Source organism: Pseudooceanicola spongiae, assembly GCF_014899185.1.
GTDB lineage: Bacteria > Pseudomonadota > Alphaproteobacteria > Rhodobacterales > Rhodobacteraceae > Pseudooceanicola > Pseudooceanicola spongiae.
Genome location: NZ_CP045201.1, coordinates 3,064,252 through 3,086,222, shown reverse-complemented (window position 1 = coordinate 3,086,222; position 21,971 = coordinate 3,064,252). Strand labels below are relative to the sequence as shown.

At 65.6% G+C, this 21,971-nt stretch carries 18 protein-coding genes; 8 read left to right on the top strand and 10 right to left on the bottom strand.

Going from position 1 to position 21,971, the window contains the following annotated elements; genetic code table 11:
• The first annotated feature begins 193 nt into the window (after positions 1 to 193).
• The gene (glmM, locus tag F3W81_RS14565; RefSeq protein ID WP_193079850.1) at positions 194 to 1,534 is read left to right on the top strand and encodes a phosphoglucosamine mutase; all 1,341 of its coding nucleotides are present in this window, start codon (positions 194 to 196) and stop codon (positions 1,532 to 1,534) included.
• Here glmM and F3W81_RS14560 read toward each other — a convergent pair.
• The 10 genes from F3W81_RS14560 to F3W81_RS14515 all read right to left on the bottom strand — a co-directional run bounded on the left by F3W81_RS14560 (position 1,531) and on the right by F3W81_RS14515 (position 15,196).
• A complete protein-coding gene (locus tag F3W81_RS14560; RefSeq protein ID WP_193079849.1) occupies positions 1,531 to 2,493 on the bottom strand; it encodes a glycosyl transferase family protein in 963 nt (320 codons plus the stop codon). The two genes, glmM and F3W81_RS14560, sit on opposite strands and share 4 nt — an antisense overlap.
• On the bottom strand, positions 2,490 to 5,117 hold the full coding sequence (locus F3W81_RS14555; RefSeq protein WP_193079848.1) for a nitrate reductase: 2,628 nt from the start codon (positions 5,115 to 5,117) through the stop codon (positions 2,490 to 2,492). Before F3W81_RS14555 ends, F3W81_RS14560 begins: the two co-directional genes overlap by 4 nt.
• Positions 5,117 to 5,449, bottom strand: a complete 333-nt coding sequence (gene nirD, locus F3W81_RS14550; RefSeq protein ID WP_193079847.1) for a nitrite reductase small subunit NirD — start codon at positions 5,447 to 5,449, stop codon at positions 5,117 to 5,119. Before nirD ends, F3W81_RS14555 begins: the two co-directional genes overlap by 1 nt.
• Positions 5,446 to 7,878 carry a nitrite reductase large subunit NirB gene (gene nirB / locus F3W81_RS14545; RefSeq protein ID WP_193079846.1) on the bottom strand — a complete coding sequence of 811 codons (2,433 nt, stop codon included), beginning with the start codon at positions 7,876 to 7,878 and terminating at the stop codon, positions 5,446 to 5,448. The genes nirD and nirB overlap by 4 nt, the downstream gene beginning before the upstream one ends.
• 15 nt (positions 7,879 to 7,893) lie before the next feature.
• On the bottom strand, positions 7,894 to 8,835 hold the full coding sequence (locus F3W81_RS14540) for a GAF domain-containing protein (protein ID WP_193079845.1): 942 nt from the start codon (positions 8,833 to 8,835) through the stop codon (positions 7,894 to 7,896).
• The gene (locus F3W81_RS14535; RefSeq protein WP_193079844.1) at positions 8,835 to 10,523 is read right to left on the bottom strand and encodes an ABC transporter ATP-binding protein; all 1,689 of its coding nucleotides are present in this window, start codon (positions 10,521 to 10,523) and stop codon (positions 8,835 to 8,837) included. Before F3W81_RS14535 ends, F3W81_RS14540 begins: the two co-directional genes overlap by 1 nt.
• A 5-nt stretch (positions 10,524 to 10,528) precedes the next feature.
• On the bottom strand, positions 10,529 to 11,611 hold the full coding sequence (locus tag F3W81_RS14530) for an ABC transporter permease (protein ID WP_193079843.1): 1,083 nt from the start codon (positions 11,609 to 11,611) through the stop codon (positions 10,529 to 10,531).
• Positions 11,612 to 11,792: 181 nt separating this feature from the next.
• A complete protein-coding gene (locus F3W81_RS14525; protein ID WP_193079842.1) occupies positions 11,793 to 13,160 on the bottom strand; it encodes a CmpA/NrtA family ABC transporter substrate-binding protein in 1,368 nt (455 codons plus the stop codon).
• A 273-nt stretch (positions 13,161 to 13,433) separates the two neighbouring features.
• Positions 13,434 to 14,615: an ABC transporter substrate-binding protein gene (locus F3W81_RS14520; protein WP_193079841.1), complete on the bottom strand. Its 1,182-nt coding sequence runs from the start codon at positions 14,613 to 14,615 to the stop codon at positions 13,434 to 13,436.
• Positions 14,612 to 15,196 carry an ANTAR domain-containing response regulator gene (locus tag F3W81_RS14515; protein ID WP_193079840.1) on the bottom strand — a complete coding sequence of 195 codons (585 nt, stop codon included), beginning with the start codon at positions 15,194 to 15,196 and terminating at the stop codon, positions 14,612 to 14,614. Before F3W81_RS14515 ends, F3W81_RS14520 begins: the two co-directional genes overlap by 4 nt.
• A 225-nt stretch (positions 15,197 to 15,421) precedes the next feature.
• Here F3W81_RS14515 and F3W81_RS14510 point away from each other — a divergent pair, with 225 nt between their 5' ends.
• The 7 genes from F3W81_RS14510 to F3W81_RS14480 all read left to right on the top strand — a co-directional run bounded on the left by F3W81_RS14510 (position 15,422) and on the right by F3W81_RS14480 (position 21,891).
• On the top strand, positions 15,422 to 16,411 hold the full coding sequence (locus F3W81_RS14510) for a pirin family protein (protein WP_193079839.1): 990 nt from the start codon (positions 15,422 to 15,424) through the stop codon (positions 16,409 to 16,411).
• A gap of 367 nt (positions 16,412 to 16,778) precedes the next feature.
• Positions 16,779 to 17,621: an alpha/beta fold hydrolase gene (locus tag F3W81_RS14505; protein WP_193079838.1), complete on the top strand. Its 843-nt coding sequence runs from the start codon at positions 16,779 to 16,781 to the stop codon at positions 17,619 to 17,621.
• A gap of 28 nt (positions 17,622 to 17,649) precedes the next feature.
• Positions 17,650 to 17,895, top strand: a complete 246-nt coding sequence (locus F3W81_RS14500) for a XapX domain-containing protein (protein ID WP_193079837.1) — start codon at positions 17,650 to 17,652, stop codon at positions 17,893 to 17,895.
• A gap of 48 nt (positions 17,896 to 17,943) precedes the next feature.
• The gene (locus F3W81_RS14495) at positions 17,944 to 19,788 is read left to right on the top strand and encodes an amidohydrolase (protein ID WP_193079836.1); all 1,845 of its coding nucleotides are present in this window, start codon (positions 17,944 to 17,946) and stop codon (positions 19,786 to 19,788) included.
• A 25-nt stretch (positions 19,789 to 19,813) separates the two neighbouring features.
• Positions 19,814 to 20,728: a glyoxalase gene (locus F3W81_RS14490; RefSeq protein WP_193079835.1), complete on the top strand. Its 915-nt coding sequence runs from the start codon at positions 19,814 to 19,816 to the stop codon at positions 20,726 to 20,728.
• Positions 20,728 to 21,165 carry a DoxX family protein gene (locus tag F3W81_RS14485; protein ID WP_193083902.1) on the top strand — a complete coding sequence of 146 codons (438 nt, stop codon included), beginning with the start codon at positions 20,728 to 20,730 and terminating at the stop codon, positions 21,163 to 21,165. Before F3W81_RS14490 ends, F3W81_RS14485 begins: the two co-directional genes overlap by 1 nt.
• Positions 21,166 to 21,192: 27 nt before the next feature.
• Entirely contained in the window at positions 21,193 to 21,891 is a 699-nt protein-coding gene (locus tag F3W81_RS14480; RefSeq protein WP_193079834.1) for a YoaK family protein, read from the top strand.
• Positions 21,892 to 21,971 lie beyond the last annotated feature (80 nt).

Here is a 21,971-nt window from a genome sequence, read left to right as displayed (position 1 = left end):
TGCGTTCACGCAGTCAGTCGTAGCGGGCCTTTCGGGATCGATCAACAGACGCCCGTGAGCGCCGGATGAAAAATCATAAACACGTCAAGAAGCGGCGGAGGCCCGCCGGTAATTCATGCAGGTCGGCGCCATTGGACAGCACCGCCGTCGCGCTTTATACGCCACTGTCATAGGCAAGCGTCGGAGAGTCCAGATGAAACAGAAATTGTTCGGCACCGACGGCGTGCGTGGGCGGGCCAATAAATGGCCGATGACGGCGGATGTGGCGCTGCGGCTGGCGGCGGCTGCGGGGCGCTATTTTCGACGGGACGCGCAGGAACACCGGGTGGTCATCGGCAAGGACACGCGGCTGTCGGGTTATATGCTGGAGAATGCGCTGACGGCGGGGTTCACCTCGACCGGCATGAACGTGTTTCTGTTCGGCCCGGTGCCGACGCCTGCGATCGGGTACCTGACGCATTCGCTGCGCGCGGACCTTGGGGTGATGATCTCGGCCAGCCACAATCCGGCCGAGGACAATGGCATCAAATTCTTCGGCCCCGATGGCTTCAAGCTGTCGGACGAGGCCGAGGCCGAGATCGAGCGGCTGATGGAGGAGGGGGTGCCCCCGGCGCAGTCCGCCAATATCGGGCGCGCCCGCCGGTACGAGAATGCGCGCGAGCGCTACGTCGAATTTGCCAAGAACAGCCTGCCGCGCACGACCCGTCTGGACGGGCTGCGCATCGTGCTGGATTGCGCCAACGGCGCCGCTTATCGCACCGCGCCGCAGGTGTTGTGGGAGTTGGGGGCCGAGGTTTTCCCGATGGGGGTGGAGCCGAACGGCTTCAATATCAACGAGGATTGCGGCTCGACCAGCCCCGAACAGGCGGTGCGGCGTGTGCGCGAGACGCGCGCGGATGTGGGCATTTGTCTGGATGGTGACGCGGACCGCGTGATCCTGATCGACGAGAATGGCAAGGTCGCGGACGGCGACCAGATCATGGGGCTGATCGCCTCGCGCTGGAAGGACGAGGGGCGGCTGGCCAACGATACGCTGGTCGCGACGGTGATGTCGAACCTCGGGCTGGAGCGGTTTTTGCAAGGGCGCGGCATCGCGCTGGAGCGCACGGCGGTCGGCGATCGCTATGTGGTCGAGCGGATGCAGGCGGGCGGCTTCAACCTCGGCGGCGAACAGTCGGGCCATATCGTTATGACGGATCACGCGACCACGGGCGATGGCCTGCTGGCGGCGTTGCAGTTCCTGTCGGCGATGGTGCAGACCGGCCGGCCGGCGAGCGAGCTGGCCTCGGTCTTTACGCCGGTGCCGCAGAAACTGGTCAACGTGCGCTACGCCGAGGGCAAGGCCCCGCTGCAGAGTGACGCGGTGCAGCAGGCGATTGCGGATGGTGAAGCGGCGCTCGGTGCGGGGGGGCGGTTGCTGATCCGCAAGTCGGGGACCGAGCCGCTGATCCGCGTGATGGGCGAAGCTGAGGATATGGCGCTGCTCGACACTGTCATAGACGCTATCGTGCAGGCCGTGCGCGACGAGAGTTAAGCCGGGCTGCGCGTCTCCCAGAGGCGGCGCGCGGTTGCGCCGGGATCGCGGATACCGAGGGTGTCGAGCGCGAGTTCCGCAGTGCCGATAACGATGGCCTCGGCAAAGGGGTCCTGCCAGTCACCGGACCAGAGCTGCGTCAGCAGGGCTGGGTCGGTCCAGCCCTGGTTCAGCTTGGTATTTTCGTCCAGCAACGCGGGGGCGGTGCCCTCGAACGCGGCGGCGTCGCGCAGACCGAACAGGGCGATGGCCTTGGCGGGGTGACGCTCGAACTCGCCACCGCCGCCTTTGATGACGGTCAGGCTATGCTGGCCCAGCAGCTTGCCCGCATCGGCCTGAAGGTCGCGGTAGGGCGGGTGAAAGACGCCCTGCACACTGGCCGCCGCATGGGCCGGGTTCAGCACGCGCAGCACGGTATTCACGCAGGACCGCACGCCGAGCTTGTCGCGCAGGCGCATGATGTCGAGCAGGCCCGGCTGGAAGGATTCGAGCGGCAGATAGGCGATGCCTTCTTCGCCCAGCAGCGACCCGGCATGTTCGACAGAGGTGGCGGTGCGGATCCCGGCGAAGGGCAGGGCCTGACGGACCGAGGCGCTTTCGGCCATGTGGTGTTCCGAGTTCCAGCCGTGCAGCAACACCGTCTGTCCCGCGCGTGCCACAAGTCGCGCCGAGAGCAGGAAGAACGGCAACCCCCGGCTGCGCCCCGCTGCATAGGACGGCCAGTCGAGCGCGGGCGGCGTGATCTGGGGCAGGGTGGCGCGGGCGGCGGCGACGAAACCGGCGATCTCCTCCGGGGTTTCGCCCTTCATGCGCAGCAGCATCAACAGCGCGCCGATCGCCTCGGGCTCGGCCTCTCCCGACAGGATCAGGCGCATGGCGTCAAACGCCTCGTCGTAGGTCAGCGAGCGGGAGCGGCCGGGGCCTCGGCCAAGGGTGCGCACATGCGGGGCGAGGGTCATTCTGCGGCCTCGCGCACCGGGATGCGGGCCAGAAGCTCGGCCAGTTCGGGGCGGCAGGATCCGCAGTTGGTGCCCGCCTGAAGGGCCGCACCGATGGCCGCGACCGAGCGCAGGCCCTGATCCGCGATGGCGGCAAGTATGGTGTTCACGCCAACACCGAAACACGAACAGAGGGTCGGGCCGGGGTCCGGCTGGTCCGCGCCGATGCGGCCCGAAAGCGCGAAGGGCGCCTCGGTGCCCGTCAACCCGGCGAGGTAGTCGCGCATCACGGCGACGGGGGTGGGCGAGACGAAGAGCGCGGCCTTGAGGCGGCCTGCGTCATGGAACGCGGCGCGGAAAGTGCCGCGATTGGTATCTGACAGACTTTGCATCTCGGCCCCCTCGATCCCGAACAGGGTTGCAGCATAGGCCTCCCAGTCGTCGGGTAAAGTGGTGCCGGCGATTTCCGCCCGCCAGCCGTGGGCGGTTTTCGCCTGCGCCCAGTAGGGGGTATCGGGGGTGAAGCCCTCGGCCGAGATGGCGAAAGCGTACCATTTGGCGTCAAAGGGCGCGATGCGGGCGGCGGCCGCCTTGCTTTCGGGCTGGCCCGAGACGGGGTCGGTGATAGGGGCGATCAGTGCATCGATGCGGGCAGAGGGGGCGTTTTCGCCGGTCCAGTGCATCGGCGCGAAAACCTCGCCCGGTTGCACGCGGTCGGTGATCAGCGCGCGCAGGATGGCGCGGCCATGGGGCGTCGTGACCTCGACAAGCGCCGAGGGGGTGATGCCGCGCGCGGTGGCGTCGCTGGGGTGCAGCTCAAGGAAGGGTTCGGCGAGGTGAGCGGAAAGGCGCGGCGATTTCGCGGTGCGCGTCATCGTGTGCCACTGGTCGCGGATGCGCCCGGTGTTGAGACGCAGGGGGTAGCGCGGCTGCAGCCGGGCGACGGGAGCGCGGTGGGTCAGCGCCAGCATCTGCGCGCGGCCCGAGGGCGTGAAGAAACGGCCATCACCGAAGAAGCGCCCGCCGGTCTTTTGGGCGCTGACCGGCCAGCGGGTTGGGGTGAGCGCGTCATAGGCCGTGTCGGAAAGACCCGCGAGGCCGGAGATGTCGAAGTCGAGCCCGAAGCCACCCGCGATGCCGGAAAGGGCGGCGTATTCGCGGAAAATCTCGGCCGGGGTGGCAAAGTCGAAGGCGGCGTGCCAGCCCATGCGGCGACCAACCTCGGCCAGTTGCGCCCAGTCGGGGCGGGCCTCGCCCGGGGTGGGCAGGGCGGCACGCTGGCGGCTGATCGTGCGGTCTGAGTTGGTGACGGTGCCGGATTTCTCGCCCCATGCGGTGGCGGGCAGCACCATGTCGGCCAGCCGCGCCGTGTCGGTCTGGGTGGTGATGTCGGAGCAAACAACGAAGTCACACCCTGCAATGGCTGCCTTGACCGCGTCGGCGTCGGGCATGGTGACGGCCGGGTTGGTGTGCATGATCCAGAGCGCCTTGATCTGCCCCGAGGCGACGGCCTGAAACATCTCGACCGCCTTGAGGCCAGCGCGCTCGGGCATTATTGGCGCATCCCAGAACTGGCGCAGGGCCTGACGGTGATCGGGGTTCTCGATGTCCATGTGGCAGGCGAGGGTATTGGCCAGCCCGCCGACCTCTCGCCCCCCCATGGCATTGGGTTGGCCGGTGACGGAGAAGGGGCCCATGCCGGGGCGGCCGATCCGCCCGGTGGCGAGGTGGCAGTTCAGGATCGCGTTGACCTTGTCGGAGCCGGAGGCGCTCTGGTTCACGCCTTGGGAGAAGACGGTGACGACCTTTTCGGTGGCGATCCAGAGGTCGAAGAACTGCTGCATCAGCGCCGGGGCGATGCCGGTGACGGTGAGGTCGCCTGCGCGCGCCGCAGCGAGCGCGGCCTCGAAACCGTCGACACGATCCGCGAAACTGGCGTCGCGCGCGCCCTGATCCGCGATGGCGACGAGCAGCCCGTTGAACAGCGCGACATCGCTGCCGGGTTTCAGGGCCAGATGCAGGTCGGCGCCGTCGCAGGTGGCGGTGCGGCGCGGGTCGATGACGACGATCTTCATGTTCGGCCTGGCCGCCTTGGCCGCGACGATGCGCTGGTAGAGCACCGGGTGACACCAGGCGAGGTTGGAGCCGGTCAGGACCACCAGATCGGCCAGCTCAAGATCGGCGTAGGTGCCGGGGACGGTATCGGTGCCGAAGGCACGCTTGTGCCCCGCCACGGTGGAGGCCATGCAGAGCCTTGAATTCGTGTCGATATTGCCTGATCCGATGAACCCCTTCATCAGCTTGTTTGCGAGGTAGTAATCCTCGGTCAGCAGCTGGCCGGAGACGTAGAAAGCGACGCTGTCGGGGCCATGTTCGGCAATCGTGGTGCGGAATGTATCGGCCACCGTCTGCAGGGCCGTGTCCCAGTCGATGCGTGCGCCCTTGTAGAGGGGGTGGAGCAGCCGCCCCTCAAGATCCACGGTTTCGCCAAGGTTGGTGCCCTTGGAGCAGAGCCGCCCGAGGTTGGCCGGATGATCGGGATCGCCGCGTACCGCCAGCCCTGCCTCGCCCGCGCTGAGCAGGACGCCACAGCCGACGCCGCAATAGGGGCAGGTCGAGCGGACCTCGGGCGGGCGCGCGCTCATCAGGCGGCGCTCCTCTGGGCAACTGAGGCGGCGTCGAGCAGCAGGCGACCGGCCTCGATGCGGATCGGATAGGTCGGGATGCTGCCGTCGTCCGCGCCCTGCGCCTGCCCGGTTTCGAGATCGAAGATCATGTTGTGCAGCGGGCAGGTGACGGATGTGCCATGTACGATGCCTTCGGACAGGGGGCCGCCCTTGTGCGGGCAGGTGTTGCCGACGGCGAAAACCTCAGCCTCGGCGGTGCGGAACACGGCGAGGCAGCCAGCGCGGGTTTTCACCACGCGCGATCCGCGCAGGGGGATGTCGTCGATGTGACCGATGTCGATCCAGCTCATTCTGCGGCCTCCTGTGTGAGATCGGCGAGGGGTTGGTAGAGCGCGGCCCGGCTCTGGTTGTGATCGGCCCAGGGGTCCTTGCGGTAGACGGATTGCGAGATCTCGAACCGTTCGTTCAGCGCGGCGCGGGTGGCGTCGTCAGCGAGGGTTTCCTTCACCCAGTCGAGGCTGACCTTGGCGACCCATTTATAGGCGCGATCCAGATACTTGCCGTTCTCGCGATAGAGCTGCACGAAGGCGGCGACCCATTCGATCGCCTCTTCCTCGGTCCGCGCGTCATGCAGGCGTTCGGTTTCCTTGACGTCCATGCCCGCCGCCCCGGCGACGCTGACCTGATAGCCACTGTCGACGCAGATGATGCCGACGTCCTTGCAGGTTGCCTCGGCGCAGTTCCTCGGGCAGCCCGAGACGCCCAGCTTGACCTTGTGCGGCGTCCACGAGCCCCAGAGCTTTTTCTCTAGCTTGATGCCGAGGCCGGTGGAATCCTGCGTGCCGAAGCGGCAGTGATCCGTCCCGACGCAGGTTTTCACGGTGCGCAGCCCCTTGGAATAGGCGTGCCCGGAGACCATGCCCGCCTGATTGAGGTCGTACCAGATGTCGGTCAGGTCCTCTTTCTTGACGCCGAGCAGATCGATGCGCTGGCCGCCGGTGACCTTGACGGTGGGCACCTTGAACTTGTCGGCGGCATCGGCAATCGCGCGCAGCTCGTCCGGGGTGGTGATGCCGCCCCACATGCGCGGCATGACGGAATAGGTGCCGTCCTTCTGGATGTTGGCGTGATTGCGTTCGTTGACGAAGCGCGATTGCAGGTCGTCCTGATACTCAAGTGGCCAGTCGGCGAGCAGGTAGTAGTTGATCGCCGGACGGCAGACATGGCAGCCGTTGGGGGTTTTCCACGCCAGCTGCTGCCAGACGGCGGGCTGGGATTTCAGCTGTTGCGCCTTGATCAGGCGGCGGACGTCTTCATGCGTCAGGTCGGTGCATTTGCAGACCGGTTGCGCGGCGGGCAGCACGAAGGCATCGCCCAGCGTGACCGACAGCACCTGTTCGACAAGCCCGGTGCAGGTCCCGCAGGAGGCGCTGGCCTTGGTGGTGGCCCGGATCGCGCCGAGGTCGGTCGCGCCGCCCTCGATTGCCGCGGTGATGGTGCCCTTGCAGACGCCGTTACAGCCACAAATCTCCGCCTCAGGCGGTAAGGCTGCAACGGCTGCCATAGGGTCCGCCTGGGCACCCCCCTGAAACGCCGGGCCAAAGATCAGGCTGTCGCGCATTTCCGAGATATCGGTGCCGTCCTTGATCAGCCCGAAGAACCAGTTGGCGTCGGCGGTGTCGCCGTACATGACAGCACCGATCAGCTGGTCATCCTCGATCACCAACCGCTTGTAGACGCCGCGCCCGGGGTCGCGGAAAACGATATCCTCGCGCCCGTCGCCGCCTGCAAAATCCCCGGCGGAAAACAGATCGCAGCCGGTGACCTTCAGCTTGGTCGACAGCTCGCGCAGCTTGAAGGCATCTTCCTCGCCCAGCAGGGTTTTCGCCAGCACCTTGGCCTGATCATAGAGCGGCGCGACGAGGCCGAAGAGATTACCATTGAATTCAACGCATTCGCCGACCGCATAGATATCGGGGTCGGAGGTTTGCATCTGGGCATCGACCTCGATCGCGCGCCCGCAGGTCAGGCCGCAGTCACGCGCCAGCTGCACGGCGGGGCGGATGCCGACGGCCATGACGACGATATCGCAGGGCAGCACGGTGCCATCGGCGAGGTGCACGGCCTCAGCCGCAGCGCCGCCGACGATCTCTTGTGTCGAGGCCTGCAGGATCACGTTGATGCCGCGCTTTTCCAGATCGCGGCGCAGCAGGTATCCGGCGGCCTCGTCCAGCTGACGCTCCATCAGGTGGGTCGAGATATGCAACACCGTCACCTCCATGCCGCGCAGACGCAGACCGGCGGCGGCCTCAAGCCCCAGTAGGCCGCCGCCGATGACGACAGCGCGGGCGTTCGGCTTGCCTGCGGCCTGCATCATCGCGGTGGTGTCTTCCAGATCGCGGTAGGCAACGACGCCTTGCTTGTCGTGCCCGGGCAGCGGGATGATGAAGGGCGAGGAGCCGGTGCCGAAGATCAGCTTGTCATAGGGCACCTCGCCATTTTCACCGATGACGACGCGGCGCGCGCGGTCCACCGCGATAACCTTTTCGCCAAAGCGGCAGGTCACCTTGTTGTCGGCGTACCAGGCATCGTCATGGGTGACGATCTCGTCGTAGGTCTTTTCGCCCGACAGCACGGGCGAGAGCATGATGCGGTTGTAGTTGCCGCGCGGCTCGGCGTTGAAAAGCGTGATCTCGAAAGTGTCGGGCGCGGTGTCGCGCAGGTGCTCAAGCACACGGCCAGAGGCCATGCCTGCACCGATTATGACCAGTTTCTGCATGTTCTTGGTGTCCTTTCAGCAATACCAGGCGACGATATGGGCGACTTCACCGTCCAGATGGATCGGCAGCGCGACGAGGGTGTCATAGCCGTGGGTCAGCGCGGAAGTGCCGCTCTCGACCGCCGGCAGACCGGTGGCGAGGACACGGCCGATCACCCCCTGCCAGGCGGCGACGCGGCGCGGCTCCTCTGTCTCACCGACCCAGAGCGCGCCCTCGCGGGCGCAGATGCCATCCGCCAGCACCGCCGATTTCTCGGCCTTGCCGACGCGGGCGGCGCGGGCATCCCACAGCTCGAACCGGCGGGCGATAGGGGTGCCGAGGGCCGAGAGCAGGGCCAGAACGTAGGTCGCGCCACCGGGCACCGGGATCGGCAGGCCGAGGCCGGTCGTCAGCCCCGCCTTGCCCGCACTGTCGGCGCGGATGAAGCGGTAGCCCGAGCCAAGGTCGCGCATCAGCATCGGCGTTTGCGAGGCCCAGACGCCGCCGGGCAGGCCCTGCCCACGCGGGAAATGCGTGTGCTGAGAGACCCACTCGAAATGCCGCGCGGCTCCGTAGTAGCCATCGTCCAGCATCAATACGCCGTCGTTTTCCTTCCAGACCTCGATGGCGCCGGTACGGACATTATCATTGGCGCAGAGCACGACCAGAACGGCCTTCAGGGTTTTGCCGCTGAAGACGGGCACGGCGACGGCGGCGGTCAGCCCAGCCTCCTGCGCAGCCTCGGTGCGCTGGAAGTAGGAGCCGTCGAAGGCCTTCAGCACGACGGGGCGTTCCTCGGCCCAGGCCTTGCCGGGCAGGCCCTCGCCACGGGCGAAACTGGCGTGGCGCGAGGCGTCGGCAAAGCTGTCGAGCGCGCCATAGTGCCCCTCGGCCAGCACCAGCCGGTCGCCCTCGGGTATCCAGATTTCGGCGACTTCTATGAAGGTCTTGACGGGAAGATCGAGTGCGGCGTCCATCACGCGGCCTCCTGCTTTGCGGTGTCATCCTTGGCGGCGGATTTGCCTGTCGCGCCATGCTCGTATTCTTCGAGAAAGCTCAGCACCTGCTCGCGGTAGAGGTAGTAATCGGGGTGCTCCAGCAGCGCCTTGCGGGTGCGCGGGCGGGGCAGCTTGACCTCGGTGATCTTGCCGATGGTGGCCTGCGGGCCGTTGGTCATCATGACGACGCGGTCGGCCAGCAGGATCGCCTCGTCGACGTCATGGGTGACGCAGACGGCGGTGACCTTGGTGCGGCTCCAGACCTCCATCAGGACCTCCTGCAGCTCCCACCGGGTGAGGCTGTCGAGCATGCCGAAGGGTTCATCCAGCAGCAGCAGTTTCGGGCTGAGGGCAAAGGCGCGGGCGATGCCGACGCGCTGCTTCATGCCGTTGGACATCGAGTCCGCCAGCCGGTCCATCGAGTCGGCCATGCCGACGCGTTCGAGGTAGTATTCGATGACGTCCTGACGCTCAGCCCGGCTGGCCTTGGGGTAGACCTTGTCGACGCCGATGGCGACGTTTTCACGCGCGGTCAGCCAAGGGAACAGGTTCGGCGACTGGAAGACGACGGCGCGTTCCGGGTCGGCGCCCTTCACGTCATAGCCGTCCAGCTTGATTACGCCTTTCGAAATCGCATTGAGGCCAGCTGTCATCGTCAGAACGGTGGATTTGCCGCAGCCCGAGTGCCCGATGAGCGAGACGAATTCGCCGCGGTTGAGCTTGAGATTGAAATCCTCGACCACGGTGAGGGGGCCTTTGGGTGTCGGGTAAATCTTATGAAGCTGCTCATAAGACAGAAATTTCTGGTCGATCATGCCTTTTTGCGCATCCTTTACGGCGGCGGGCAGGCTGTGGATCGGCTGGACGTTGGGCAGGCTGCGGGAGCCCTCAATCCTGGACTGGATGCCAACGTCCATGAGGTAGGTGGTGACGCGGGCGCGCAGGGCCTTGAAGCCCTCGTCATGGTTCATTTCGCTGCGGTCGCGAGGACGCGGCAGGGTGACGGGAATCGCCTCGCCCAGGGTGCCGTCGGGGTTCAGCGGCACGATGCGGTCGGCCAGCAGGATCGCCTCGTCCACGTCATTGGTGATCAGGATGCAGGTCTTGCGGTCACGCTCCCAGATCTCGAGGATCTCGTCGGCGAGGTTGGCGCGGGTCAGGGCATCGAGGGCCGAGAGGGGTTCATCCAGCAGCAGCATTTCGGGGTTCAGCGCCAGAGCGCGGGCGACCGAGACGCGCTGGCGCATGCCACCCGACAGTTCCGCAGGGCGACGCGTGGCGGCGTGGGAGAGACCGACCATCGCAATGTAATGCAACGCTTTTTTCTGTTTCTCTTTCTTCGACAGGCGCGGGTTGGCGGCGTCGATGGCCAGCATGACGTTGCCCATCACGGTCAGCCAAGGCATCAGCGAATAGCTCTGAAACACCAGACCGCGCTCGGGGCCGGGGCCGGTGATCGGCGCGCCCTTGAAGGTGACGGTGCCGCTGTCGGGAAACTCCAGCCCCGCGATCAGGTTCATCAGGGTGGATTTGCCCGAACCGGAGAATCCGAGGATGGCGACGAACTCGCCCTCTTGCACATCCAGCGAGATGCCGCGCAGCACCTCGGCACGGGAAAGGCCGGTGCCGAAGCCCTTGTTTACGTTATCAAAACTCAGGATTGCCATGCTGCTTACCTATTGTTCGAGAAGGTGAAGAGGGACTGGAGGGCGTACATGACCCGGTCCAGCAGGAAGCCGATGATGCCGATGGTGAAGACCGCGACCATGATCCGCGCGAGCGAGGAGGAGGAGCCGTTCTGGAACTCGTCCCAGACGAATTTGCCAAGGCCCGGGTTCTGGGCCAGCATCTCGGCCGCGATCAGGACCATCCAGCCGACGCCGAGCGACAGGCGCAATCCGGTGAAGATCAGCGGCAGGGCGGAGGGCAGGACCAGCTTGGTGATCTTGGTATAAGTGTTCATTTTCAACACTCTGGAGACCGAGATCAGGTCCTTGTCTATGGAGGCGACGCCGAGGGAGGTGTTGATCAGCGTCGGCCAGAGCGAGCAGAGCGTGACGGTGATCGCCGAGACGAGGAAGGATTTGGAGAACATGCCGTCGTTGGTGGCGTAGACGGCGGAAACGACCATGGTGACGATCGGCAGCCAGGCCAGTGGCGAGACCGGTTTGAAGATTTGAATCAACGGGTTGAGGGCGGCGTTGGCGGTGACAGAGAGGCCCGCGGCGATGCCGAGCGGGATGGCGATGGCGGAGGCGACGAGGAAGCCGAAGAACACCGTCTTGATCGAGGTCCAGATCTGTTCGTAATAGCTCGGCGCGCCGGTATAGGGGATGTCCTTGACCTGATCGGCCTTGCCCTGTTCGATCAGGCGGGCGTTGCGCTTGTCGATACGGTCTTGAAAATCCGCCTTTTTTTCCGCTTTGAGCATCGCGTCGTGGTTCAGCACGAGGGCCTCTTGCCAGACGGCGGCAGGGCCGGGGATGGCTCCGAGCGAGGTTTGTACCTTGGGGGCGAGGTAGCCCCAGAGCGACAGGAAGACGGCGATGGCGAGCAGCGGCACCAGCAGCAGGCGCCAGATATCCCCCAGCTGGGCACGGGGATTGTCACCCGCCAGCGCCTTGAGGATCGGCGTGATCCAAGCGAGGCCGAGGACGTTGAGCCATTTGTCGGCGGTGTTGATGCGGGTGAAAAGGCTGGCGCGGCGGGCCGCTTTGGCCTGAGCACGGGCAAAATCGGGATCGACTGTTGTCATCGGTCAACTCTCTGATCTGACGGCGAAAAGCACGTCGGTATCTGGTCGGTATCTGAACGGTATTTGAACGGTGCGTTTTTCGGGGGGTGGACGGTGTTCGGCGCTCGCTCTGACGAGCATCGCCCCGCCCGCCGTCCCGTGTTTTGGGCGTGCGAGTGGCGAGGCGAGCCGGTGTGTCGGATCAGCCCTGGATCTCGTTTCCGACGACTTTCTGATCGCCCTTGAGGCCGATGGGCAGGGACTCGAGGTAGGCGTTCGGGGTCTTGCCGTCGTAGCCAATGCCGTCGATCACATCCGCGCCGGGGGTCGCGGCCTTGTAGCCATCGCTGTCCCAAGGGAAGTCCGCCGAGTCCGCGAGGCCCTCGTCGACCAGCATGCGCGCAGCCTTCAGATAGATCTCGGGTTTGTAGACGGAGCGGGCGACCTCGTCATACCAGCTGTCGGGCTTGGCCTCGGCGATCTGGCCCCAGCGGCGCATCTGGGTCAGGTACCAGACCGCGTCGGAGTAGAAGGGGTAGGTGGCGTTGTAGCGGAAGAAGACGTTGAAGTCGGGGACGTCGCGGGTGTCGCCCTTTTCATATTCGAAGGTGCCGGTCATCGAGTTGGCAATCACCTCCGGGTCGGCGCCGACATATTCAGGGCGCGACAGGATCTCGACGGCGGCTTCGCGGTTGGCGTTGTCGTTCTCGTCCAGCCAGATGGCGGCGCGGATCAGCGCCTTGGTCACGGCGAGGGTGGTGTTGGGGTTGGCCTCGGTGAACTCGGCGGACATGCCGAAGACCTTCTCGGGGTTGTTCTTCCAGATCTCGTAATCGGTGATGACCGGCACGCCGATGCCCTTGATCACCGCCTGCTGGTTCCACGGCTCGCCCACGGCATAGCCGGAGATGGTGCCCGCCTCGAGCGTGGCGGGCATTTGCGGCGGCGGGGTGACGGAGAGATAGGCTTGGGCGTTGATCTGACCGGAGACGTTTTCGGGGCTGTAATAGCCCGGCTCGATGCCGCCGGCGGCAAGCCAGTAGCGCAGCTCATAGTTGTGGGTCGAGACCGGAAAGACCATGCCCATGTTGAAGGGTTTGCCCTCGGCCGCGAACTTCTGGATCACGGGTTTCAGGGTGGAGGAGGAGATCGGGTGCATGACCTTGCCATCCGCGCCCGTCTCAAGCTGGGGTTTCATGATGTCCCAGACCTCGTTGCTGACGGTGATGCCGTTGCCGTTCAGGTCCATCGAGAAGGGGGTGACGATATGCGCCTCGGTGCCGTAGCCGATGGTCGCGGCGAGGGGCTGACCGGCCAGCATATGCGCGCCGTCGAGCTGGCCGCCGATGACGCCGTCGAGCAGGACCTTCCAGTTGGCCTGCGCCTCAAGCGTCACGAACAGGCCCTCGTCGTCGAAAAAGCCCTGTTCATAGGCCACGGCGAGGGGGGCCATGTCGGTCAGCTTGATGAAGCCGAAGGTGAGGACGTCCTTTTCGAGGGCCAGCATTTCGGCATGGGCAGGCGCGACAAGCGCGGTGGTCGCGGCGAGAGAGAGGAGGAAGGTCTTCATAAGGTTACCCCGTTTATGGCCCGGGGTTCAGAACCGCCCAGGCAAACACGAAAAAAGCCACATCGACATGCCCCGATGCCTGTGCATCAGAGAGTCGAGCGGCTTTGCTCAGTCGTACCCAGTGGTGGGAAAATTCTGTCGGTGGGCGCCATTGCCTACCTGCAGATCAACGTAAAGCTGAGGCGGGGCGCAAAAGCAAAGAGAAGATGAGCGTGCCGGGCAGATTTCTGCAGATGCACGGTATCGGGCAGATTTGCGCGAAATTTTTGGGCGTCAGTCGGCGGACGGCTCAAAAACGCGGCCATCGAAGAAGGTGTCGGGCAGAAGCGACAGGTGCCCGGCGGCGGAGGCGATGGAGGTCTCAGTGCGAATCGAGCCTTCAATCTTCATCGAGGCGCCCGGCAGGTCGGCCTCGGATCCGGCGAGGGCGGCGCGGTGCAGATCGGTGCGGAAGGCGGCGCGACCGGCGCGCATGGCCTCGTCACGATCCAGCCCGGTGCGGGCGGCGAGCTGCCGGGCGATCCATTCCGCCTGACTGCGCCAGGGGAAGGTAGCGGTGCCCTTGTGGAAGCCGACAAAGCCCGGCACGTCGCGCATATCGCCACGCGGATTGATGATGAGGCGGCCCGACAGAGCACGGTCCAGCACCTCGGACGGCAGGTCGAGGTAGGTGGAGGCCGACAGGATCTCGGCGGTAAGAGTCTTGGAGGCGGGATCGGAGAGCCAGCGCCCGGCGCGCCAGACCGCCCGGATCAGGCGGCCCAGCAGATCGCTTTGGGCGTCGGCCCAGTCGGTGCGCACGGCCAGCACCTTTTCCGGGGCGAAGGCCCAGATCGCGCGGGTCGGCAGCAGCAGCTCTCCGGCCGCGTTCTCGACCGTGATGGAGCCCCAGGGTTCGCCGACACAGAAGGCGTCAATCTCGCCCGCGGCCATGGCCTGGGCCATCAGCGCCGGGGGGATGGTGCGGATCAGCAGGCCCTGCGGCGCGGGCAGGCCGACAGCCGACAGCCAGTAGTACAGAAGTTCGGCGTGCATCGAGAAGGGGAAGGGGACGCCGATGCGCAGGGGTTTGTCGGGGTTCTTGGCGGCGATCAAGGCGAGGCCGGCGCTGCGGGCGTCGTTGAAGGCGAAGTCGTGGCCGACGTCGCGCAGCCGCTGCGCCAGATCGTTGCTGACGCCGATGACATTGCCGTTGACCGACAGCACCGACACGGCCGAGATCGGCCCGCCGCTGCCCCCGAGGCCAAGCGCCGAGGCGACCGGCACGGGAGAGAGCATATGCGCCGCCTCGACCCGGCCAAACACCAGCATGTCACGCAGCGACGACCAGGAGGGCGCCTTGTTGAGGTCGAAGTCGAGGCCTTCTTCGGACGCAAAGCCCATCTCTTGCGCGACGATCAGCGGGGCGGCATCGGTCAGCCCGATGTACCCCACGGACAGCGTTTCGCCCTTCATCCCAGCAGTCCTGCGGTGCTCACCAGCGCCTGCGCCACATCGGCGACGCGGCGGCCTTGGTCCATCGCGGCTTTGCGCAACAGGGCATAGGCTTCGTCCTCGTTGACGCTGCGGGCCTTCATCAGCACGCCCTTGGCGCGGTCGATGACCTTGCGTTCCTCCAACGCCTTCTTGGTGGCGGCGAGTTCAGTGCGCATCCGCTGGAACATGTTGAAACGGGCGACGGCGGCGTCGAGGATCGGCTTGACCCGGTCGGCCTTGAGGCCATCGACGACATAGGCGGACACGCCTGCCTCGATCGCGGTGCGGGTCAGGCCGACGTCGGACTGATCGACGAACATGGCGACGGGACGGTCGAGGGGGCCGGAGGCCAGCGCCAGCTCCTCTATCGTGTCACGAGAGGGGTTGGCGATGTCGACCAGAACCATGTCGGGATTATGGGCGCGGATCGAACGGGCGAGGCCGGTGACCTCGGAGATGACGTGGATGTCGTAGTCGCCGGCACCACGCAGGCTGTCGACGATCAGCAGGGCGCGATCCCGGTCTGGTTCAACGACGATGATGGAAAGCTTGTCCGGCATGGGTTTGAAATGTCGCTGAAGGGGCGGCGAAGTAAACGGGCATCGCGGCGCGCCGCTCTGCGACCTTGGGACAATCCGACAGACTGCCCAAGAAACCGGCAATGCCTTGTGGTGGGCGTGCTGGCGGGGCCGCCGTGCAGAGAGCGCGCAGAGAGGCTGTGCGCGATTGAGGGGGTGCAATGCAGGGCAAAGCGGATAGCTTTGAGGAAACCAGAGGAGAGTGACATGAGCTGGAATCCTTCCGTTGACCTGACCGACCCTGATGCGATTGCCCGCGATGCGATTGAATCGGTCATCGTGCCGCGCGCCCGCGATATCGGTGGCTTCGAGGTGCGCCGCGCCCTGCCAGCGCCGCGCCGCCAGATGGTCGGGCCGTTCATCTTCTTCGATCAGATGGGCCCGGCCGAGCTGGTCACGGGGCAGGGCCTCGACGTGCGCCCGCATCCCCATATCGGGCTGGGCACGGTCACGTACCTTTATAAAGGTGTCTTCCATCACCGCGATTCCATCGGCAGCGACCAGCTGATCAAACCGGGCGAGGTCAACTGGATGGTGGCGGGCAAGGGCGTCAGCCACTCGGAACGCTCGCCCTCGGTCGAGCGGGAGGGGCCGCAGAGCCTCTATGGCATTCAGACCTGGATCGCCCTGCCGGAGGAGCATGAAGACCGCGCGCCACTGTTTGAACATTTCGGCACGCCGGAGCTGCCGATGCTGGAGGCCGAGGGCATCACGGCGCGGCTGATTTTGGGCACGGCATTCGGCAAGACTGCTCCGGTGACGCTGTTTTCCGAGGCCTTCTATCTGGATGTGACCTTGCAGCCGGGGCGGTCCTTTCCGCTGCCCGACGACCACGAGGATCGCGGCCTCCATGTGACCCATGGCGAGATTTCCGTGGCGGGCGAGGTGTTTCGCGCCGGGCAGATGATGGTGTTCCGCCCCGGCGATAAGATTAGCGTGCGCGCCGGGGCCGAGGGCGCGCGCTTCATGGCGCTGGGCGGGGCGACGCTGAACGGGCCGCGCTATATCTGGTGGAACTTCGTCGCCTCAAGCGAGGAACGGATCGAGGCCGCCAAGATCGCCTGGCGGATGGAGGACTGGGGCAAGGGCCGGTTCGATCTGCCGCCGACCGACCGTGACGAGTTCATCCCGCTACCCGAGGACACGCCGGGCAAGCTGATGCCGATGCGGGCCGGGGCGCGCTCTCCGGGCCGCTGAGGGCAACGCCCGGACCTTGAAGATGCCTTCGCCGCCCCGTGCCATGGTATGTGAGGCGGCGCTATACGGCTGTGCAATGAGGCGATCATACAGGCTGTGACCGGGCGACATACTGCGCGGGTTTCCCTTCAAATACATAAGCTTCATCGGCGCAAACCTTAGTATGATTTCGCCGTGACCCCGCGCCCCGTACCCTTGCGACAGCCAGGGAGCGGTGGCCTGACCCTTGCCCCCAGACACAACTGATACCGCGTGCCAGATCCTGATCTGCGCCGCGCCTGCCGGGGTCTGCTCTGGCGGGGCGGCGGACCTGAGCGCGTCGCTTTGACAAGACCGAACTCAATTGCAAACCGCACAGGAGACCAAGATGTCGACAGGATTTGTCACCACCGCCGATGGCACCGAAATCTTTTTCAAGGACTGGGGTCCCAAGGACGCCCAGCCGATCGTTTTCCACCATGGCTGGCCGCTGTCGTCGGATGACTGGGACGCGCAGATGCTGTTTTTCCTAGACGAGGGCTTTCGCGTCGTGGCGCATGACCGGCGTGGGCACGGACGCTCGTCTCAGGTCGGCACCGGGCACGACATGGATCACTATGCCTCAGACGCGGCGGCGGTGTTTGCGCACCTCGATCTGAAGAACGCGGTGCATGTCGGCCATTCCACCGGCGGCGGCGAAGTGGCGCGCTATGTCGCGCAGCACGGTATTCCGGCGGGGCGTGTCGCCAAGGCGGTTCTGGTGGCTGCGGTGCCGCCGATCATGGCGAAGACCGAGAGCTATCCCGAGGGTCTGCCGATGGAGGTCTTCGATGGCTTCCGGTCCGCGCTGAAGGCCAATCGCGCGGCGTTCTTCCGCGATGTCGCGTCGGGGCCGTTCTATGGCTTTAACCGCGACGGCGTCGAGGTGCTGGTGCCGGTGATCGACAACTGGTGGCGTCAGGGCATGACGGGCAGCGCGCTGGCGCATTACGCCGGGATCAAGGCGTTTTCGGAAACCGACCAGACCGCTGACCTGAAGGCGATGACGGTGCCGACACTGGTGCTGCAGGGCGATGACGACCAGATCGTGCCCTACAAACAGGCCTCCGAGGTGCAGGCCCGCCTGCTGCCCGATGCCACGCTGAAGGTCTATCCGGGCTTTTCCCACGGCATGCTGACCGTGAATGCCGATGTGCTGAACGCCGATATCCTGGCCTTCGTGCGCAACTGATCCCGCCATACCGAGAAGGACTCAACAGATGAAAATATACCTCTTTTCACTCGGGGCCGGCCTGCTGGTCGGAATTGTCTACAGCCTTCTCGGGGTGCGCTCTCCGGCGCCGCCGGCGGTGGCGCTGGTGGGGCTGCTGGGCATTCTGATCGGCGAGCAGGTGATCCCGCTGGTCAAGCAGCTGGCCATCCACCCCAGCGCCGCTGTCGCCTACCTGCGCAACGAGGCGCACGAGCATGTGCTGGGCAAGCTGCCCGGCAGTGGCAAGTCGTGAGCCCGCGCGCTGCCTGACCCCCTCTCTCCCTCCCAAAGGACGACCCCGATGACAGACATGATCCTGTTCAATGCCAAGGTGAGCACGCTCGATACCGAGAACCCGCAGGCGCAGGCGGTCGCGATCCGCGATGGCAAATTCCTCGCCGTCGGCAGTGAGCAGGAGGTGCGCGCCGCCGCGCCCGAGGCGGTGCTGATCGATGCCAAGGGGCGGCGGATCATCCCGGGGCTGATCGACAGCCACATGCACATCATCCGGGGCGGTCTGAACTATAACATGGAGCTGCGCTGGGATGGCGTGCCGTCGCTGATGGATGCGATGGCGATGCTGAAGCGGCAGGTCGACAACACGCCTGCGCCGCAGTGGGTGCGGGTGGTCGGCGGCTTTACCGAACACCAGTTCGCCGAAAAGCGCCTGCCGACGATCGAGGAGCTGAACGCGGTCGCGCCTGACACGCCGGTGTTCATCCTGCACCTCTATGACCGGGCGTTGCTGAATGCGGCGGCGCTGCGGGTGGTGGGCTATACCAAGGACACGCCGAACCCTCCGGGGGGCGACATCGTGCGCGACGCGGCGGGCAATCCGACGGGGCTGCTGTTGGCGCATCCGAACGCGACGATCCTCTATTCGACGCTGGCCAAGGGGCCGAAGCTGCCGCCCGAATACCAGCTGAACTCCACCCGGCATTTCATGCGCGAGATGAACAGCCTTGGGGTGACCGGGGTGATCGATGCAGGGGGCGGCTTTCAGAACTATCCCGACGACTACGACATCATCGAAAAGCTGCACAGCGAGGATCAGCTGACCCTGCGCATCAGCTACAACCTGTTCACCCAGAAGCCGAAAGAAGAGCTGGCGGATTTCACCGGCTGGGTCGGGCAGGTCAGCCCGGGACAGGGCGACGACACCTATCGCCACAACGGCGCGGGCGAGATGCTGGTCTACTCCGCCGCCGATTTCGAGGATTTCCGGGTCGAGCGCCCGGACATGCCGCCGAACATGGAGGGCGACCTTGAGCCGGTGATCCGGCTGCTGGCTGAACACAAGTGGCCGTGGCGGCTGCATGCGACCTACGACCAGACGATCAGCCGCGCGCTGGATGTCTATGAGAAGGTCGCCCGCGATATCCCGTTTGACGGCATCAACTGGTTCTTCGACCATGCAGAGACGATCAGCGACCGCAATATCGACCGGATCGCGGCGCTTGGGGGCGGCATCGCCGTACAGCACCGTATGGCCTATCAGGGTGAAGATTTCGTTGAACGCTATGGCCAGAAGGCGGCAGAGCGCACGCCCCCCATCGCCAAAATGATCGAGGCCGGGATTCCGGTGGGCGCGGGCACCGATGCGACGCGTGTCGCGAGCTATAACCCCTGGGTGTCGCTGAACTGGCTGGTGACGGGGCGCACGGTGGGCGGGCTTGGGCTTTATCCCACCGCCAACCGGGTCAGCCGCGAAAAGGCGCTGCGCATGTGGACGCATGAGAACACGTGGTTCTCCTCCGAGGTGGGCAAGAAGGGGCAGATCAAGGCGGGCCAGCTGGCCGACCTTGCGGTTCTGTCGGACGATTTCTTCAGCGTGCCCGAGGCCGAGATTCCGCATCTGCGTTCGGTCCTGACGGTGCTGGGTGGCAAGGTGGTTTATGGCGAGGGCGACTATGCCCCGATGTCACCAGAGCTGCCGCGCCCGATGCCCGACTGGTCGCCGGTGGCCACCTTCGGCGGCTATCACCGCACGCCAGAAACCGCGCAGACCCTTGCGCGCGCCTGCGGCTGTGCCTCGGCCTGCGGGGTGCATGGGCATGACCATGCGGCAGCGCTCGGCGCGGATGTTCCGGCGGCGGACGTGCAGTCGTTCTGGGGCGCATTTGGCTGTGGCTGCTGGGCGGTCTGAGGACCCTTTGAAACGGAGATATACGATGAAGCCTTTTTCCCTGTTCTCAGCCGCCATTGCGATCAGCGCGGCGCTGGCCGGCCCCCTTGTGGCGCAGGACATTGCGAGCGATGTCACGCCGGCTGCGGATTTTGCCGTCGGGCCGCAGTATGACACCAACCACGTCTATGTGGCGCCGGACCAGTTCGACACCTTCGTTGCCAGCTTTCAGGCGACCTTTGGCGGCACGACCTCCCCGCAGGGGCAGTTTCAGGTGACGCCGACGACCAGCAAGACGAAATCTCAGCTGGTGCTGACGCCTGCGGGGACGATCTCGGTCTTCGGGTTCATGACGCCGGTGCCCTATCCCTTCGGGGCGGAGCGGACGGGGTATCTTGTCAGTGATATCGATGCCGCCGCCGCCTCAGCCGTGGCGCATGGGGCGACGCGGCTGGTCGACACCTTTCCCGATCCGATTGGGCGCGACGTGGTGGTGCAATGGCCCGGTGGCGTGAACATGCAGCTCTACACGCACACCAAAAAGCCCAGCGTCACGCCACTGGAGAGCGTGCCCGAAAACCGCATCTATCTGACCGCCGACGCCGCAGATGCCTTTGTCACAAGCTGGAGCGGTTTTGCCCATGCCGAGGTCACAAGCGATATGCCGGACGCGGATGGCGCCGGAATCGGGATGCCCGGCACGACCTATCGCCAGATCAGCCTGACCTCGGGCTATGGCGACATGCTGGTCATCGTGACCGACGGTCAGCTGCCCTGGCCCTATGGGCGCGACATGATGGGCTATGAAGTGGCGGATCTGGGCGCAACGCTGGACCGTGCGAGGGCGGCGCATGTTGAAACGCTGGTCGCGCCGCACAAGGCGGGCGCGCGGATGTCGGCGATGGTGCAGTTCCCCGGTGGCCATATCGCCGAGATCCACTCAGCCGGGGGCAAATCGTGATGCGCAGCGATACACCACATTTCGTCTCAGTCATCCTCAGCCATCCGGCGGTGTGGTTTCTGGCGCGGCTGGCGCTGGTCGGGGCCTATCTGCTGGGCGGGCTGACCAAGCTGACTGACTGGCCGGGTGCGGTTGCGGAACAGGCGCATTTCGGGGTGACGCCGCCCGCGCTCTGGGCGGCGATCACCATCGCGCTGGAGCTGATCGGCCCGGCGCTGATACTGTCGGGGCGGCTGGTCTGGCTGGGGGCGGGGATGCTGGGCGTGTTCACGCTGCTGGCGGCTTTCGTGGCCAACAACTTCTGGGCGATGCCCGCGGGGCAGGACCGCTTCATGGCGATGAATGCCTTCTTTGAACACATCGGCCTGATCGGCGGCTTCGTTCTGGTGGCGATGATCGCGGATCGGCGCGCCAGAGAGGCGCGTGCCGGGCGCTGAGACAGCGAAAACAGGTTGGGAAATATCATGATCGACATCAGGACCATGGACCCGCGCGTGCCTTTGCTGCTCGTGCTGTCGGTCACGACCGGGCTGGTGGATGCGGCCAGCGTGCTGGGGCTGGGGCGGGTGTTTACCGCCAATATGACCGGAAACGTGGTGTTTCTGGGCTTTGCCGCCAGTGGTGCGCCGGGCTTTCACGCCGCGCCCTGTATTCTCGGGATCGCGATGTTCGTGGTCGGGGCGATGCTGGGGGGCCGCGCCATCCGTCTGCACGTCGGCAAGACCGAGCGGCGCTGGCTGCTGGTCGCCGGCGTGGTGGAGGCGGCCTTGCTGTGCACGGCTGCCGTGGTTGCGCTTGGCTATGACTTCGAGACGCTGACGCCGGAGTGGCGGATGTTCGCGATCATCGCCCTGACCGCTGTCGCGATGGGGTTTCGCAATGCCACGATCCGTCAGCTGAAGGTGGCGGATCTGACCACGACCGTGCTGACCATGACGCTGACCGGGCTGGGGGCGGATTCGCGCGCCGCCGGTGGGGCCAACCCGAACTGGGCGCGCCGGATCGGCGCCGTGGTTGCAATCTTTCTGGGGGCGGCGATCGGCGGAGCGCTGCTCTATCGCTATGATATCTACGCGCCGCTGGCGCTGGCCGGAGCGATGGCGCTGGCGGCCTCGGTGCTGTGCGCCTTTCACCCCGCGTCAGCCCGCCGGATTGCAGGCTGATCGCGCGCGCCTTTCCCCCTTTTTACCTCTGAGGACCTGATCGTGCCCCTTGCCCCCACCGCGTTTTCCCTTCCCAGTCC

Coding starts and splice junctions, on each gene's coding strand:
- glmM (WP_193079850.1), top strand. CDS start 194: ATGAAACAGAAATTGTTCGGCACCGACGGCGTGCGTGGGCGGGCCAAT.
- F3W81_RS14560 (WP_193079849.1), bottom strand. CDS start 2,493: ATGACCCTCGCCCCGCATGTGCGCACCCTTGGCCGAGGCCCCGGCCGC.
- F3W81_RS14555 (WP_193079848.1), bottom strand. CDS start 5,117: ATGAGCGCGCGCCCGCCCGAGGTCCGCTCGACCTGCCCCTATTGCGGC.
- nirD (WP_193079847.1), bottom strand. CDS start 5,449: ATGAGCTGGATCGACATCGGTCACATCGACGACATCCCCCTGCGCGGA.
- nirB (WP_193079846.1), bottom strand. CDS start 7,878: ATGCAGAAACTGGTCATAATCGGTGCAGGCATGGCCTCTGGCCGTGTG.
- F3W81_RS14540 (WP_193079845.1), bottom strand. CDS start 8,835: ATGGACGCCGCACTCGATCTTCCCGTCAAGACCTTCATAGAAGTCGCC.
- F3W81_RS14535 (WP_193079844.1), bottom strand. CDS start 10,523: ATGGCAATCCTGAGTTTTGATAACGTAAACAAGGGCTTCGGCACCGGC.
- F3W81_RS14530 (WP_193079843.1), bottom strand. CDS start 11,611: ATGACAACAGTCGATCCCGATTTTGCCCGTGCTCAGGCCAAAGCGGCC.
- F3W81_RS14525 (WP_193079842.1), bottom strand. CDS start 13,160: ATGAAGACCTTCCTCCTCTCTCTCGCCGCGACCACCGCGCTTGTCGCG.
- F3W81_RS14520 (WP_193079841.1), bottom strand. CDS start 14,615: ATGAAGGGCGAAACGCTGTCCGTGGGGTACATCGGGCTGACCGATGCC.
- F3W81_RS14515 (WP_193079840.1), bottom strand. CDS start 15,196: ATGCCGGACAAGCTTTCCATCATCGTCGTTGAACCAGACCGGGATCGC.
- F3W81_RS14510 (WP_193079839.1), top strand. CDS start 15,422: ATGAGCTGGAATCCTTCCGTTGACCTGACCGACCCTGATGCGATTGCC.
- F3W81_RS14505 (WP_193079838.1), top strand. CDS start 16,779: ATGTCGACAGGATTTGTCACCACCGCCGATGGCACCGAAATCTTTTTC.
- F3W81_RS14500 (WP_193079837.1), top strand. CDS start 17,650: ATGAAAATATACCTCTTTTCACTCGGGGCCGGCCTGCTGGTCGGAATT.
- F3W81_RS14495 (WP_193079836.1), top strand. CDS start 17,944: ATGACAGACATGATCCTGTTCAATGCCAAGGTGAGCACGCTCGATACC.
- F3W81_RS14490 (WP_193079835.1), top strand. CDS start 19,814: ATGAAGCCTTTTTCCCTGTTCTCAGCCGCCATTGCGATCAGCGCGGCG.
- F3W81_RS14485 (WP_193083902.1), top strand. CDS start 20,728: ATGCGCAGCGATACACCACATTTCGTCTCAGTCATCCTCAGCCATCCG.
- F3W81_RS14480 (WP_193079834.1), top strand. CDS start 21,193: ATGATCGACATCAGGACCATGGACCCGCGCGTGCCTTTGCTGCTCGTG.